The 14,861-nt window shown below is 72.6% G+C and carries 14 protein-coding genes; 8 read left to right on the top strand and 6 right to left on the bottom strand.

The window, feature by feature from the left end:
• Nucleotides 1-109: 109 nt before the first annotated feature.
• Both ACSP97_RS07155 and ACSP97_RS07150 read left to right on the top strand, forming a co-directional pair.
• A complete protein-coding gene (locus ACSP97_RS07155) occupies nucleotides 110-1,483 on the top strand; it encodes a peptidase C39 family protein (protein WP_355328585.1) in 1,374 nt (457 codons plus the stop codon).
• A gap of 101 nt (nucleotides 1,484-1,584) precedes the next feature.
• Entirely contained in the window at nucleotides 1,585-1,725 is a 141-nt protein-coding gene (locus ACSP97_RS07150) for an SCO1431 family membrane protein (RefSeq protein ID WP_355150091.1), read from the top strand.
• A gap of 16 nt (nucleotides 1,726-1,741) precedes the next feature.
• Here ACSP97_RS07150 and ACSP97_RS07145 read toward each other — a convergent pair whose 3' ends face one another.
• A complete protein-coding gene (locus tag ACSP97_RS07145) occupies nucleotides 1,742-2,971 on the bottom strand; it encodes a glycoside hydrolase family 18 protein (RefSeq protein ID WP_355525513.1) in 1,230 nt (409 codons plus the stop codon).
• Nucleotides 2,972-3,349: 378 nt separating this feature from the next.
• Between ACSP97_RS07145 and ACSP97_RS07140 the strand changes: the two genes are divergently transcribed.
• A complete protein-coding gene (locus ACSP97_RS07140; RefSeq protein ID WP_440556820.1) occupies nucleotides 3,350-4,522 on the top strand; it encodes an acyl-CoA dehydrogenase family protein in 1,173 nt (390 codons plus the stop codon).
• Between the two features lie 277 nt (nucleotides 4,523-4,799).
• Here the strand turns inward: ACSP97_RS07140 and ACSP97_RS07135 are convergent, their stop codons facing one another.
• Nucleotides 4,800-5,234, bottom strand: coding sequence for a hypothetical protein (locus tag ACSP97_RS07135; RefSeq protein ID WP_355328579.1), 435 nt, complete (start codon nucleotides 5,232-5,234; stop codon nucleotides 4,800-4,802).
• A 203-nt stretch (nucleotides 5,235-5,437) separates the two neighbouring features.
• Between ACSP97_RS07135 and ACSP97_RS07130 the strand changes: the two genes are divergently transcribed.
• The 4 genes from ACSP97_RS07130 to fxsA all read left to right on the top strand — a co-directional run bounded on the left by ACSP97_RS07130 (nucleotide 5,438) and on the right by fxsA (nucleotide 9,586).
• The gene (locus ACSP97_RS07130; RefSeq protein ID WP_070030008.1) at nucleotides 5,438-5,878 is read left to right on the top strand and encodes an Lrp/AsnC family transcriptional regulator; all 441 of its coding nucleotides are present in this window, start codon (nucleotides 5,438-5,440) and stop codon (nucleotides 5,876-5,878) included.
• A gap of 98 nt (nucleotides 5,879-5,976) precedes the next feature.
• Complete coding sequence (locus ACSP97_RS07125; RefSeq protein ID WP_355150099.1) at nucleotides 5,977-7,566, top strand: amidohydrolase; 1,590 nt, start codon at nucleotides 5,977-5,979, stop codon at nucleotides 7,564-7,566.
• A 606-nt stretch (nucleotides 7,567-8,172) separates the two neighbouring features.
• A complete protein-coding gene (locus tag ACSP97_RS07120) occupies nucleotides 8,173-8,967 on the top strand; it encodes a polyprenol monophosphomannose synthase (protein WP_355150101.1) in 795 nt (264 codons plus the stop codon).
• A 64-nt stretch (nucleotides 8,968-9,031) separates the two neighbouring features.
• Nucleotides 9,032-9,586 (top strand): FxsA family membrane protein, encoded by a 555-nt coding sequence (gene fxsA / locus ACSP97_RS07115; RefSeq protein ID WP_355150103.1) that lies wholly within the window; start codon nucleotides 9,032-9,034, stop codon nucleotides 9,584-9,586.
• A gap of 176 nt (nucleotides 9,587-9,762) precedes the next feature.
• Here the strand turns inward: fxsA and ACSP97_RS07110 are convergent, their stop codons facing one another.
• The 4 genes from ACSP97_RS07110 to yczE all read right to left on the bottom strand — a co-directional run bounded on the left by ACSP97_RS07110 (nucleotide 9,763) and on the right by yczE (nucleotide 13,194).
• Complete coding sequence (locus ACSP97_RS07110; protein ID WP_003977404.1) at nucleotides 9,763-10,137, bottom strand: RNA polymerase-binding protein RbpA; 375 nt, start codon at nucleotides 10,135-10,137, stop codon at nucleotides 9,763-9,765.
• Nucleotides 10,138-10,403: 266 nt separating this feature from the next.
• Nucleotides 10,404-11,750 (bottom strand): MFS transporter, encoded by a 1,347-nt coding sequence (locus ACSP97_RS07105; RefSeq protein WP_440556812.1) that lies wholly within the window; start codon nucleotides 11,748-11,750, stop codon nucleotides 10,404-10,406.
• Nucleotides 11,751-11,806: 56 nt separating this feature from the next.
• Nucleotides 11,807-12,574 carry a glycerophosphodiester phosphodiesterase gene (locus ACSP97_RS07100; RefSeq protein WP_355525518.1) on the bottom strand — a complete coding sequence of 256 codons (768 nt, stop codon included), beginning with the start codon at nucleotides 12,572-12,574 and terminating at the stop codon, nucleotides 11,807-11,809.
• Nucleotides 12,571-13,194, bottom strand: a complete 624-nt coding sequence (gene yczE / locus ACSP97_RS07095) for a membrane protein YczE (RefSeq protein WP_440556809.1) — start codon at nucleotides 13,192-13,194, stop codon at nucleotides 12,571-12,573. Before yczE ends, ACSP97_RS07100 begins: the two co-directional genes overlap by 4 nt.
• 132 nt (nucleotides 13,195-13,326) lie before the next feature.
• On the opposite strand from yczE, the gene ACSP97_RS07090 reads away from it, so the two are divergent.
• Complete coding sequence (locus tag ACSP97_RS07090; protein WP_355150111.1) at nucleotides 13,327-14,835, top strand: SCO1417 family MocR-like transcription factor; 1,509 nt, start codon at nucleotides 13,327-13,329, stop codon at nucleotides 14,833-14,835.
• Nucleotides 14,836-14,861 lie beyond the last annotated feature (26 nt).

Here is a 14,861-nt window from a genome sequence, read left to right as displayed (position 1 = left end):
CGCGGCATCCGCCCAAGTGCTGGCAGGGGCCCTGCGGCTGTTCCATAGTTGGCGCACGACGTGCACATGATCCAGTCAGCACTCCGGACACCTGGGGGTAGTCGCGCCCATGAGCAGAGCCCAACAGCCGTCCCGCAGAACCGTTCTCGCCGCCGCGGTCGCCGCGGCGGTGGCCGGTGGCACCGCGCCCGCCGCGGCGGCCGGCCGGCCCGACCCGGTCGCCGACGCCGACGACCCCGGCCGGACCGGAATCCGTCCGATCGACTACCACGCCTGGACCACGTACAGCGAGTGGCGCGGCGGCACCTCCCAGGGCACCCGGGCGGTGTCCGGGCGCCGCCCCGGCGTGGTGCTCGCCGCCCCCGCGGGCAGCACCGACTACACCGACCCGCACACCGGCACCACCGCCACGTGGGAGTACGCCACCTGGACCTCCCCCAGCCACCGCCTTGCGGTGCCGGCCACCGAGGTCGTCTCCTCCTGGAACGCGCACACCCCCGAGGGCACCTGGATCCAGGTGGAGCTGTGCGGCACCTACTCGGACGGCTCCGACACCCCCTGGTACGTGATGGGCCGTTGGGCGGCCGGCGACCAGGACATCAAGCGGACCTCGGTGGACGGGCAGAGCGACGGCAAGAGCAGTGTCTGGACCGACACCTTCGCCATCGACGACGCCTCGACCGGTCTGCGCCTGGTCTCCTACCGGCTGCGCCTGACCCTGTACCGCAGGCCGGGCACCCGGCTCACCCCGACCGTCTGGCGGCTCGGCGCGATGGGCTCCGACATCCCCGACCGCTTCACGGTCCCGGCCTCCACGCCCGGCCTCGCCCGGGAACTGGTCGTACCGCGCTACTCGCAGGAGATCCACAAGGGCCAGTACCCGCAGTACGACAACGGCGGCGAGGCCTGGTGCAGCCCCACCTCGTCACAGATGATCATCGAGTACTGGGGCGGCCGGCTCGACCCCGGGCAGTTGTCCTGGGTCGACCCGTCCTACGCCGACCCGCAGGTGGACGCGGCCGCCCGCTACACGTACGACTACCAGTACCAGGGCTGCGGCAACTGGCCGTTCAACGCCGCCTACGCGGCCACCTTCAAGGACCTCCAGGGCGTGATCACCCGGCTCGCCTCGCTCACCGACCTTGAGACCCTGGTCGCGGCCGGCATCCCGGCCATAACGTCCCAGTCGTTCCTCAAGACCGAGCTGACCGGGGCGGGTTACGGCACCTCGGGCCATCTGATGACCGTGATCGGCTTCACCGCGGACGGCGATGTGATCGCCAACGACCCGGCCTCGCCGAGCGACGACGCCGTACGACGGGTCTACAAGCGGCGGGAGTTCGAGAACATCTGGCTCAGGACCAAGCGGTACAACGCCTCCGGCGCCGTGGCGTCCGGCACCGGAGGCGTCTGCTACCTCTACTTCCCGGCCCAGCCGAGCGCCCGCCAGCGCAAGGCCCTGGCCGCGGTGGGCGTGCGCTGACCGTGTGACCAAGCTCATCGCCGCGAACGCCGTCGCGGGTGGCAAGGTGGACAAACGGGTGGGGGGACCGCTCTGTACGTCCGACCTCTGTGAGTACCAGCATGACCGCACACCCGGCCACCGCCACCCGCGCCCGCACCGGCGGCCCCCAGGACCACGGCCCGAAGATCGTCGAGCATCTGATGGGCTGGGTCCTCGTCGCGGTGATCGCGATGCTCGTGACCCGGCTGCACCTGCTCTGAACCCGGGGCGAAGACCCTAGCTGATCGACTTGATCAGCTCACCGTTCGCCGTGTCGCCGCTGAGCTCCCAGAAGAAGGTGCCGCCCAGGCCCTGCTGGTTCTTGTACGCCATCTTCGTGGCGATGGTCGCCGGGGTGTCGTAACTCCACCAGTCGCTGCCGCACTTGGCGTAGGCGGTGCCGCCCACGGTGCCGTTCGCCGGGCACTTGGTCTTGAGCACCTTGTAGTCCTCGATGCCCTGCTCGTACGTCCCCGCCGCCGGCCCGGTCGCCGTGCCGCCGGGCGCCGCCTGGGTGACGCCGGTCCAGCCGCGGCCGTAGAAGCCGATGCCCAGCAGCAGCTTCGAGGCCGGGACGCCGAGGCCCTTCAGCTTGGCGATGGTGGCCGAGGTGTTGTAGTCCGCCTTCGGGATGCCGCTGTAGGAGTTCAGCGGGGAGTGCGGGGCGGTCGGGCCCTTGGCGTCCCAGGCGCCGAAGTAGTCGTACGTCATCGGGTTGTACCAGTCGACGTACTGCGCCGCGCCCGCGTAGTCGGCGGCGTCGATCTTGCCACCGCTGGTGGCGTCCGCGCTGATGGCCGCGGTGACCAGCTTGCCGCCGAACTTGGCGCGCAGCGCCGCCATGACGTCCCGGAACGCCTCCCGCCCGCTGCTGTCACAGGTGTTGCCGCAGGCGTTCGGGTACTCCCAGTCGATGTCGATGCCGTCGAACAGCCCCGCCCACTTGGAGTTCTCCACCAGGTCGTAACAGGACTGGGCGAAGGCGGCCGGGTTCTTCGCGGCCTCCCCGAAGCCGCCGGACCAGGTCCAGCCGCCGAAGGACCACAGGATCTTCAGGTTCGGGTGCTTCTTCTTCAGCTTCAGCAGCTGGTTGAAGTTGCCGCGCAGCGGCTGGTCCCAGGTGTCGGCGGTGCCGTCCACGGACTCGCCCGCGGTGTAGGCCCGGTCGGTGGCCGCGTAGGAGTCGCCCATGGCGCACTTGCCGCCGGTGACGTTGCCGAAGGCGTAGTTGATGTGGGTGAGCTTGGCCGCCGAGCCGGACGTCTCGACGTTCTTGACGAAGTACTTGCGGTCGTAGGTGCCCCATTCGGTGAAGTAGCCGACGACCTTGGAGCCGGCCTTGACCTGGGGGCTGGTGGGGGAGACCGCGGTGGCGGTGCCGGCGCCTGCCAGCAGCCCGGCGGTGAGGGCGGCGGCAGCGGCGGCCGAGAGGAACGTCCGGGAACGGGAACCGTGGGGGATGTGCATCGGGTGTCTCCTCGTGGGGGTGAGGGAACGCGCGCCGATTGGCATGAACGCGGTAAAGCGTTGGTCATGAACAGTAGGAGGACTAGACCAGTGCGGTCAATGGTGCGAACCAATTCCGGCCCCCGGATTCCTTGACGTACCGGCCTTCGCGGACCCGGGGAAACCGGCCTCGCAAGGCCCCGGCTGGAAACTTCGAGTGAGCGGTCGTTAACTGGTGACGGGAGTCCGTTGATCGGGCATACTCAGCGCACACGCCGCTGGTCAGCAGCTCCCGAGACCCGGGAGCCGGCACCCGTGGCCGCACCGGAACGACCAGGCGGAGCCGCCCCCACCCGCGGGCCGTGCCGCCGGTTCCCGACCAGGGAGGAGACCGACGCCATGTCCGACCGCGAACCGCAGCCGGTGGAGCGTCAGCTGCCGACGGACGAGGCGAGGGACCTGCTCGCGCTCGTCCGCGAGATAGCCCGGCGCGAGATCGCGCCGAAGGCCGCCGAGGAGGAGGACGCCGGCCGCTTCCCGCGCGAGGTCTTCACCCTGCTCTCGGAATCGGGCCTGCTCGGCCTGCCCTACGGCGCCGAGTACGGCGGAGGCGACCAGCCCTACGAGGTCTACCTCCAGGTCCTGGAGGAACTGGCCGCCGCCCGCCTCACCGTGGGCCTCGGCCTCAGCGTGCACACCCTCGCCTCCTACGCCCTGGCCACCTACGGCACCAAGCAGCAGCAGGTCGAGCACCTGCCCGCGATACTCGGCGGCGGGCTCCTCGGCGCGTACTGCCTGTCCGAACCCTCCTCCGGCTCGGACGCCGCCTCGTTGCGCACCAAGGCCGTCCGCGAGGGCGACGACTGGGTGATCGACGGCACCAAGGCCTGGATCACCCACGGCGGCGTCGCCGACTTCTACACCGTGATGGCCCGCACCGGCGAGGACGGCCCGCGCGGCATCACCGCCTTCCTGGTGCCCGGTGACGCGCCCGGCCTGAGTGCCGCCGCACCCGAGAAGAAGATGGGCATGAAGGGCTCGCCCACCGCCCAGGTGCACTTCGACGGCGTCCGCGTCGGCGACGAACGGCGCATCGGCGAGGAGGGCCAGGGCTTCACCATCGCCCTGGCCGCGCTCGACTCCGGGCGGCTCGGCATCGCCGCCTGCGCCATCGGCGTCGCCCAGGCGGCGCTGGACGAGGCGGTCGCCTACGCCACCGAGCGCCGGCAGTTCGGCCGGCCCATCGCCGACTTCCAGGGCCTGCGCTTCATGATCGCCGACATGGCCACCCAGATCGAGGCCGGGCGCGCCCTGTACCTCGCGGCGGCCCGGCTGCGCGACGCCGGCAAGCCGTTCGCCAAGCAGGCCGCCATGGCCAAGCTGCACTGCACCGACACCGCCATGAAGGTCACCACGGACGCCGTACAGATCCTCGGCGGGTACGGCTACACGGCCGACTTCCCGGTCGAGCGGCTGATGCGCGAGGCCAAGGTGCTCCAGATCGTCGAGGGCACCAACCAGATCCAGCGGATGGTCATCGCCCGCCATGTGGCGGGACCCGAGGCCCGCTGAACCGGCCCCGCGCCCCCGCCGAGCCGCCCGCCCGCACCGTTGCGGGCCACGGCGGCCCGGCGGGGTGCGGTCCCGGCCGGTCCGGGTGCGCGGCGGCTCACCGGGGGCGGGTCCGACGCGGCGGAGGGCGCGGGCGGCACCGCCGGGCGCGGGCGGAAGAAGCGGCGCGGACGCCCGGTGACCGGGTGGGGTGTCACACCCGCGGAACGTGCCGACGGGCACGCGGGGTCACCGCCCGTCTCGGGCGTCGGTCCGGGAAGGTGTCGGTGCGCGGGGCTCAGGCGGCCCGGCGGCGCATCTCCGGGACCCGCATCGGGCGCGAGCCCGGGCCCCCGACGTGCGAGAAGGGCTGCGTCCGCCAGTTCAGCCCCTGGGGCAGCGTCAGCAGCAGGGCGGTGTCCTGCTCCTGCGGGGTGACGGACTCGTCCGCGGGGCGGGCGTCGGCGGCCGAACGGCCCGTGCCCGCACACACCGTGAGCCCGAACGGGTTCCACGGCGAGGCGCACAGCGCGTGCTCCGGCAGGACCTCCTCGTCCGCCAGCAGCGCGATCGGCTGCGCGCAGTCCGGGCAGATCACCCGGAACATCTCCAAGGTGTCGTAGGCGTCCAGCTCCTCGTCGAAGGCGTCGGGTTCGACGCCCTCCGGCTCGGGCTCGACCACCGGCTGCTGCCGCTTGGACGCGGATCGACCAGGGCGTTTGACACTCTGCATGGGATTCTCCCCCTAAGGCTGGGCCGTGAAAGGCGCGGCGGCCTCGACCACAGCAAGCACTTCCCGTCCGGTCTCGGCGGTAATCACGAGAACATCACGGAGCCTGTTCGAACCGTGTGTCCTTCGTCACATGCCACCCGCGGATGCCCGTGGAGGCCCGTCGGCTGTCCGTGGAGATCGGCCGCCCTGTAGGTTTTGGCGCCATGGAGGAGCTGGACCGTCAGATCGTGCAGCTGCTCGTCAAGGACGGGCGGATGAGCTACACAGACCTGGGCAAGGCCACGGGCCTGTCCACGTCGGCCGTGCACCAGCGGGTGCGCCGGCTCGAACAGCGTGGCGTCATCCGCGGCTACGCCGCGGTGGTCGACCCGGAAGCGGTCGGGCTGTCGCTCACCGCGTTCATCTCGGTGAAACCGTTCGACCCCAGCGCCCCCGACGACATCGCGGACCGCCTGGCCGGCGTCCCCGAGATCGAGGCCTGCCACAGCGTCGCCGGCGACGAGAACTACATCCTGAAGGTCCGGGTGGCGACCCCGCACGAACTGGAGGAACTGCTGGCCCGGGTGCGGAGCCTGGCGGGGGTGTCGACGCGTACGACGGTGGTCCTGTCGACACCGTACGAGGCACGCCCGCCGCAGCTCTGAGACCGGCGGCCCTCCCACCGCCACCGCCGCCGCGCCGGACGCGCCCCGAACGGGCCCCAGGTGCGACGGCGCCCGGCGCAGGAGGGAAACTGTCGCTTATGAGTGACCGTACCCTCCTCCTCCGCCGCGGCGAGGTGCACAGCCCCGCCGACCCCTTCGCGACCGCCATGGTCGTGGAGGCGGGCCACGTCGCCTGGGTCGGCTCCGAGGGCGCCGCGGACGCCTTCGCCGACGGCGTGGACGAGGTCGTCGACCTCGACGGCGCCCTGGTCACCCCGGCCTTCACCGACGCCCATGTGCACACCACCGCCACCGGCCTCGCCCTGACCGGCCTGGACCTGAGCGCCGCCCCCTCGCTGGACGCCGCGCTCGCCCTGGTCCGCGAGTTCGCCGCCGCCCGCCCCGCCGACCGTGTGCTGCTCGGCCACGGCTGGGACGCCGCCCGCTGGCCCGGCGGCCGCCCGCCGACCCGCGCGGAGCTGGACGAGGCCACCGGCGGCCGCCCCCTGTACCTCTCCCGCATCGACGTGCACTCGGCCGTCGTCACCACCGCCCTGCTCGACCTGGCCGGCGGCGCACTGCCCCGGGAGGACGCCCCGCTCACCCGGGACGCCCACCACGCCGTGCGCAAGGCCGCCTTCGCCGCCATCACCCCCGCCCAGCGCGCGGAGGCCCAGCGCACCGCCCTGGCGCACGCCGCCTCCCTCGGCATCGGCTCGGTGCACGAGTGCGGCGGCCCGCACATCTCCTCCGAGGACGACTTCACCGGCCTGCTGGACCTCGCCCGCGAGCTGCCCGGCCCCCGTGTCATCGGCTACTGGGCCGAGCAGGACGTGGACAAGGCCCGCGAGCTGGGCGCGATCGGCGCCGCGGGCGACCTCTTCGCCGACGGCGCCCTGGGCTCGCACACCGCCTGCCTGCACGAGCCGTACGCCGACGCCGGGCACAGCGGCACCGCCTACCTGGACGCCGACGCCGTCGCCGCCCATGTGATCGCCTGCACCGAGGCGGGCCTCCAGGCGGGCTTCCACGCCATCGGCGACGCCGCCGTCTCCTCCGTGGTCGAGGGCGTGCGCGCCGCCGCCGAGAAGGTCGGCCTGGCCCGCGTCAGGGCCGCCCGGCACCGCGTCGAGCACGCCGAGATGCTCACCCCCGAGACCGTGGCCGGCTTCGCCGAGCTGGGCCTGATCGCCTCCGTGCAGCCGGCCTTCGACGCGCTCTGGGGCGGCGAGGACGGCATGTACGCCCGCCGGCTCGGCGCGGAGCGGGCCCGCACCCTGAACCCGTACGCGGCCCTGCTGCGCTCCGGCGTCCCGCTGGCGTTCGGCTCCGACAGCCCCGTCACCCCGCTCGACCCGTGGGGCACGGTCCGGGCCGCCGCCTTCCACCACACCCCCGAGCACCGGGTCTCCGTGCGCGCCGCCTTCACCGCGCACACCCGCGGCGGCTGGCGGGCGATCGGCCGGGACGACGCGGGCACCCTGGTCCCGGGCGCGCCCGCCGACTTCGCCGTCTGGCGCACCGGGGAACTGGTCGTGCAGGCCCCCGACGACCGGGTGGCCCGCTGGTCGACCGACCCGCGCTCCGGCACCCCCGGCCTGCCCGACCTCACCCCGGGCGGTGAACTGCCGCGCTGCCTGCGCACCGTGGTGGGCGGCCGGACGGTCTTCGTACGGCCGGGCGAGTGATCTCCGGGAGCGGCGCGGCGGCCCCCGGCCGCCGCCGCTTCCGGGCGCGACCTGCGCATCCTCCGCACCGCTCCCGAACGCCTCGGCGTCCGCGCAGCTCAGCGGGCTGTTGACAGTCCACAGCGACGGGCCGGTAGGTTCGTCCGAGTCCACCACCGGACGCCCGACCGGGGAGCGTTCGCGCAACTCCTCGCCGCGCCGCTGGGTCAGGGACGGCACCCCGCACCGGGGCGCCGCCACTGGCAGCCAGGCTCAGCGCCCGCGCCGGCAGGAAGCGTTCCAACCGGTCGGCCAGGTGTGACCCGGGTGGGGCCCGGGCTCAGTAGACAACGGCTCTCGGTCGATCCGCAGCCAGCGGGTCCCAGGTCGGCCCGAAGGGCGCCGGGCCCCCATCCGCAGCACGACAGAGGGAACCCGTCCGCGTCAGGAAGCATCCCAACAGTCGGAACAGGAAAAGAACGTGGCCGGAACCCGGCGTGAAGATGCCGAAAAGCGCGTTCTTACCCCACTCTTGTGCAATCGACACCACCATAAGTACGAGCTGTCACGTCTTCCCAGACGGCGGCCACTATGGTGGACGCCTGCGTACGACCAGAAGGGGCAGCAGTGAACGACGGCGACGGGACCCTCGAGGCCACGGCCCAGGGGAGGCAGTTCGGTCCGCTCGGCACGGCCTTGGTGATCATTCCGACCTACAACGAGGCGGAGAACATCAAGAAGATCGTCGGCCGGGTGCGGAAGGCCGTTCCCGAGGCGCACGTGCTGATCGCGGACGACAACAGCCCGGACGGCACCGGAAAGCTCGCCGACGAGCTGGCCGCCGAGGACGAGAACGTCCAGGTGATGCACCGCAAGGGCAAGGAGGGCCTGGGCGCCGCGTACCTCGCGGGCTTCCGCTGGGGCCTGGAGCACGGCTACGGCGTCCTGGTCGAGATGGACGCCGACGGCTCCCACCAGCCCGAGGAGCTGCCCCGGCTGCTCACCGCCCTCAAGAGCGCCGACCTGGTGCTCGGCTCCCGCTGGGTGCCCGGCGGCCGGGTGGTCAACTGGCCCAAGTCCCGCGAGTTCATCTCCCGCGGCGGCAGCCTCTACTCGCGCCTGGCCCTGGACCTGCCGCTGCGCGACATCACCGGCGGCTACCGCGCCTTCCGCGCCGAGACCCTCAAGGGCCTGGGCCTGGACGAGGTCGCCTCGCAGGGCTACTGCTTCCAGGTCGACCTCGCCCGCCGCGCGGTCAAGGCCGGCTACCACGTGATCGAGGTGCCGATCACCTTCGTGGAGCGCGAGCTGGGCGACTCCAAGATGAGCAAGGACATCCTGGTCGAGGCGCTGTGGCGGGTCACCGCCTGGGGTGCCGGGGACCGGGTCGCCAAGCTCAAGGGCAAGGACAAGGGCAAGTAGCCTCCCGCAGGTCCGCGGTCCATCCCTTATCCGGCGCTGAGCCGCGTCCAGGCACACTGGGGGTATGACGACAGGCGCTCCGACCTCCCCGTACACCGCCCGGCCCCGGCGCTCCCGGCTACGCAGGTATCTGCCCCTGGCGATCGCCGCGTGGCTGGTGCTGGAGATCTGGCTGCTGACCCTGGTGGCGGACGCGGCGGGCGGGCCGGTCGTGTTCCTGCTGCTGGTCGCGGGTGTCGTGGGCGGCTCGGTGGTGATCAAACGGGCGGGCCGCCGCGCCTTCCGGAACCTCAACGAGGCGCTGCAGCGCGGTGGTTCGCCCCAGCGCGGCGGTGGCAACGGGCTGACCATGCTGGCCGGCCTGCTGCTGATCATCCCGGGGCTGGTCTCCGACGCGGCCGGTCTGCTCCTGCTGCTCCCGCCGGTCCAGAAGGCCGTGAGCCGCTTCACGGAGAACACCCTGGAGAAGCGGCTGCGCGCCGCCGCCCCGGGCAGCCTGGGCGACGTCTTCCAGCAGGCCCGTATGCACCGGCCGGACGGCAAGGTGGTGCCGGGCGAGGTCATCCGCGAGGACGACCACCGAGGGCCGGACGGACAGCGTCCCCCGCTGACCCGGTAGGCGGTGTGCCGCCCCCTGGCAGCCGGGTGCCGCTCCGGCGAGCCGACCGCGACATGGGAGACGCGTGATGCCCGAGGCTGTCCCGGCCCGGGGGGGGAGCGGAGACAGCAGACAGCGGGCGCCGTACGAGAACGTACGGCGCCCGCTGTCGTGTAGATGCGCTTGCGGCGTGCCCGCTATGCCGACTTGCGGCTGTCCCGGGGGTGAACGGCGATGTTCATCGCCCCCGAACGCAGCACGGCCAGACGCTCCTCGAGGACCTCTTCGAGCTCCTCACGGGTGCGCCGCTCCATCAGCATGTCCCAATGGGTGCGCGCGGGCTTGGCCTTCTTCTCCTCCGGGCCGTCGCCGTCCACCAGAAGTGCCTGGGCCCCGCAGACCTTGCACTCCCACTCCGGCGGGATCTCCGCCTCGACCGAGAAGGGCATCTCGAAGCGATGCCCCTTCTCACATGCGTACTCCACGGCCTGGCGCGGGGCCAGGTCGATGCCGCGGTCCGTCTCGTAGCTGGTCACCACGAGGCGCGTACCGCGAAGAGCTCGCTCACTCATGAATCGTGCCTCCCGGGCTTGTCGCCCACAGGACAGGTGTCGCTGTCGTCGTCATCCGGTCAACGTCCGGTCGGCGGTAAAGATTCCCGTTCCGGGTCATGCGTCGCCGTCGTAGCCGCCCCTTGTTCTACCCACAGGCGCCCGGTTTGTCACATCTGCTAGCAGATGTCACCCAGCGTTCCGGCATCTTTGACGCGCAGTAACGGTACGCCTGGCAGGCCAAACGCGTACACTACCGCCCTTTCGTGCCGAGCGCTAAATCCGCGCTAGATCTTCTCCGGCACCGGGTTGCCCGCCGCGGCGATCGCCCGCCGTACCGGGACCCGGGCCAGCAGCATGAAGCCGATGACGAAGAACGCCACCAGGGAGATGATCGCCGAGCGGTAGCTGCCGGTGAGCTGGTAGGTCACACCGAACAGCAGCGGACCCAGCCAGCTCATTCCCCGGTCGCTGAGCTCGTACGCCGAGAAGTACTCGGCCTCCTTGCCCGGCGGCACCAGGTGGGAGAACAGCGACCGGGACAGCGCCTGGCTGCCGCCGAGGACCAGGCCGATCCCGGCGGCCAGTACGAAGAAGAAGACCGGTGCCTTCGCGGGCAGGAAGTAACCGGCGGCCAGCGTGATCGTCCATGCCACCAGCGAGCCGAGGATCGTGCGCTGGGCACCGTACGTCCGTGCCAGCCGGCCCATCGTCAGCGCTCCCGCCACCGCCAGCACCTGGACCAGCAGCACCGCCACGATCAGCGTGGACTGCCCGAGCCCCAGCTCCTGGGAGCCGTAGACCGACGCCTGGGAGATCACCGTCTGGATGCCGTCGTTGTAGACCAGGTACGCCAGCAGGAAGGACAGCGTCAGCGGATGCCGGCGCATGTCCCGCACCGTCGAGGTGAGCTGCCGCAGCCCCGTCGAGGGCGTGCCCGCCGCCCCCGCGCGCCGGTCGCGCAGCCTGCGCAGCGGTACCAGGGTGAAGGCGCCCCACCACAGGCCGGCCGAGGCCAGGCAGATGCGCACCGCCTGGGTCTGGGTCAGCCCGAAGGAGTCGTGCGCCGAGTACAGCACCAGGTTGGCGACGAGGACCGTGGAGCCCGCGCCGTAGCCGAAGGCCCAGCCCCGGGAGGAGACCGCGTCGCGCTCCTCGGGCGCGGCGATCTGCGGCAGATAGGAGTTGTAGAGCATCGCGCCGACGGCCGCCGCCGCGTTGGCCACGACCAGCAGCACCCCGCCCAGCAGGTACCGGTCGCCGTCCAGGAAGAACATCCCCGTGGTGGCCGCCGCCCCGGTGTACGCCGCCGCCGCGAGCAGCGGCTTCTTGCGGCCGGTGCGGTCCGCCGCGCCGCCCACCAGCGGCATCGCCACCACGGCCAGGATCACCGACAGGGACACCGCGTAGGCGAAGAACGACCCCGCCCGCACCGGGACGCCCAGCGGGTGCACATAGCCGTCGGCGTCCGCGGCGTGCTCGGCGACCGACGTCAGATAGGGGCCGATGAAAACGGTCAGGACGCTCGTCGAATAGACCGAGCACGCCCAGTCGTAGAAGTACCACCCTCGTTGCTGGCGCCGGAGGTCGGCGGTCTCGTCCGCCACCCCCGCGCGCACGGTGCCCGTGCCCACCCCTGCCCTCGCTTCCGCGCTCCCCTGCGAAGGCTCGGCCGGCCGCGTCCGGTCGGTCAGACCCAGACGCCGCGCTCCTCCATGACCTTGCGCAACGTGTCGATGTGATCGGTCATGATGCCATCCACCCCCAGGTCCAGCAGCCGGTGCATGGAGTCCGGATCGTTGATCGTCCACACGTGGACCTGGAGGCCGAGCGCATGGGCGGCGCGCAGGAAGCGATGGTCGACCACCGGCACGCCCGACTGGGCCACGGGCACCTGCGCGGCCACGGCGGAGCGGCGCACCACGGCCGGCAGTCCCCAGGAGCGCAGCCGCAGGTTCAGCACCCCGCGGGTGCCGAAGGAGGTCGCCAGACGCGGCCCGGCCAGTCGCTGGGCGCGCATCACCCGCGCCTCCGAGAAGGAACCCACGCAGACCCGGTCCCAGGCGTTCGTCCGCTCGATCAGCTCCAGCAGCGGCCGCAGCGCGGGTTCCGCCTTGACGTCGACGTTCCAGCGGGCCTCGGGGAAGGCGTCCAGCAACTCCTCGAACAAGGGCACCGGTTCACGGCCGCCCACGCGTGCCTGCCGCACCCGCGCCCAGGGCAGGTCGGCGATCCGGCCCGCGCCGTCGGTGACCCGGTCCAGGGTCGCGTCGTGGAAGGCGACGAGCCGGCCGTCCGCCGTGGCGTGCACATCGGTCTCGAGGTACCGGTAGCCCGTCTCCACCGCGCGGCGGAACTGCGCCTCGGTGTTCTCCACCCCGTCGGCGGCCCCGCCGCGGTGCGCGAAGGCGAGGGGACCGGGGTGGTCGAGATAGGGGTGGCGTATCGCGGTGGTCACGGACGCAGTATCGCTCGTTCGGGTGTACGCGCGGCAACGACGGTGCTGCCGCCCGCCGCCGGCGGCAGGGCGAACAGCCGCAGGAACAGCTGGGCCAGCGGGCCGATGGACACGGCGTACAGCACGGTGCCCACGCCGATGGTGCCGCCGAGTACGAACCCGGTGGCCACCACCGTCACCTCGACGGCCGTGCGCATCAGCCGGATCGAGCGTCCGGTGCGCTGGTGCAGCCCCGTCATCAGTCCGTCGCGCGGTCCCGCGCCGAAGCGGGCCGCGATGTACAGACCGGTCGCCGCGCCGTTGAGCACGATGCCGGCGAGCAGGAACAGACCACGCACCACCAGGGAGCGGGGGTCGGGCAGCAGCGCGAGGGTGCCGTCCAGGGCGAGGCCGACGGCGAAGACGTTGGAGACGGTGCCGAGGCCGGGGCGCTGGCGCAGCGGGATCCACAGCAGCAGCACGGCCGCCCCCACGGCGATCGAGATCTCGCCGATGCTCAGCCCGGTCAGCTTGGCGAGCCCCTGGTGCAGCACGTTCCAGGGTTCCAAGCCGAGGCCCGAGGCGACGAGCAGCGCGGAACTCGCCCCGTAGAGCGCGAGCCCCGCGTAGAGCTGGAGCAAGCGACGGCCTATATGCCCGTGAGCGGACACGACGTACCCCCCTGGATGGTGGCGGTGGACTGATGCATGTCACTCTGTGGCTTGGGGGGAAACGCCATCCATGGCCAATTCGGGGAAGGTGGACTGATCTTCATGGCGCAGTGGACCTCGGCAGTGGGTGCCGCGCAGCTCGCCCGGCTGCTCAACTCCCAGCAGGAGCGGCCGGCCGGCCCCGGCACGCGCCGCCCGCCCGCCTACCGGGCGCTGGCCGACGGCATCCGGCTGCTGGTGCTGGAGGGCCGGGTCCCGGTCGCCGCCCGGCTGCCCGCCGAGCGTGAACTGGCCCTCGCCCTCTCCGTCAGCCGCACCACGGTCGCCGCCGCCTACGAGGCGCTGCGCGGTGAGGGCTTCCTGGAGTCCCGGCGCGGCGCGGGCAGCTGGACCGCCGTACCGGCGGGCAACCCGGTGCCCGCGCGCGGCCTGGAGCCGCTGCCCCCGGAGGCCCTGGGCTCGATGATCGACCTGGGCTGCGCCTCGCTGCCCGCGCCCGAGCCCTGGCTCACCCGTGCGGTGCAGGGCGCCCTGGAGGAACTGCCGCCGTACGCGCACACGCACGGCGACTATCCCGCCGGGCTGCCCGCCCTGCGCGCGATGATCGCCGAGCGCTACACCGCGCGCGGCATCCCCACGATGCCGGAGCAGATCATGGTGACGACCGGCGCGATGGGCGCCATCGACGCGATCTGCCATCTCTTCGGGGGGCGCGGCGAGCGCATCGCCGTGGAGTCGCCCTCCTACGCCAACATCCTCCAGCTGATGCGGGAGGCGGGTGCCCGGCTGGTGCCGGTGGCGATGGGGGAGGGGCTGTCGGGCTGGGACATGGACCGCTGGCGGCAGGTGCTGCGGGAGGCCGCCCCCCGGCTCGCCTATGTGGTCGCCGACTTCCACAACCCCACCGGGGCGCTGGCCGACGAGGACCAGCGGCGCCGGCTGGTGGACGCGGCGCGCGCGGCGGGCACGGTGCTGGTCGCCGACGAGACGATGAGCGAGCTGTGGCTGGAGGAGGAACTGGGGGACGGGCGGATGCCGCGCCGGGTGTGCGCGTTCGACCCGGCCGGCTCCACGGTGATCACGGTCGGCTCGGCCAGCAAGGCGTTCTGGGCGGGCATGCGCATCGGCTGGGTGCGGGCGGCGCCGGACATCGTCCGCAGCCTGGTCGCCGCGCGGGCGTACGCCGATCTCGGGACCCCGGTGCTGGAGCAGCTGGCCGTCAACTGGCTCTTCAGCACCGGAGGTTGGGAACAGGCCGTCGCCCTGCGACGGGCGCAGGCCCGGGAGAACCGGGACGCGCTGGTGGCCGCGCTCCGGCGTGAGCTGCCGGACTGGGGATTCTCCGTCCCGCGGGGCGGCCTGACCCTGTGGGTCCGGGCCGGCGGCCTGTCCGGCTCCCGCATCGCCGAGGCGGGCGAACGCACCGGGGTCCGGGTGCCCTCCGGTCCGCGCTTCGGCGTCGACGGCGCGTTCGAGGGCTATGTGCGGCTGCCGTTCACCGTCGGCGGAGCGGTGGCGCAGGAGGCGGCGGTACGGCTCGCGGCGGCGGCACGCGTGGTGGAGACGGGGGGCGGCGGGGGCGCGGAGTCGCCGCGGACGTTCGTGGCGTAGGGGCGCCGGGCCGGGCGGCCGACCGG

The organism is Streptomyces sp. SCPE 10 (assembly GCF_051980735.1).
Lineage (GTDB): Bacteria > Actinomycetota > Actinomycetes > Streptomycetales > Streptomycetaceae > Streptomyces > Streptomyces misionensis.
This window is presented reverse-complemented; position numbering and strand designations above follow the sequence as displayed.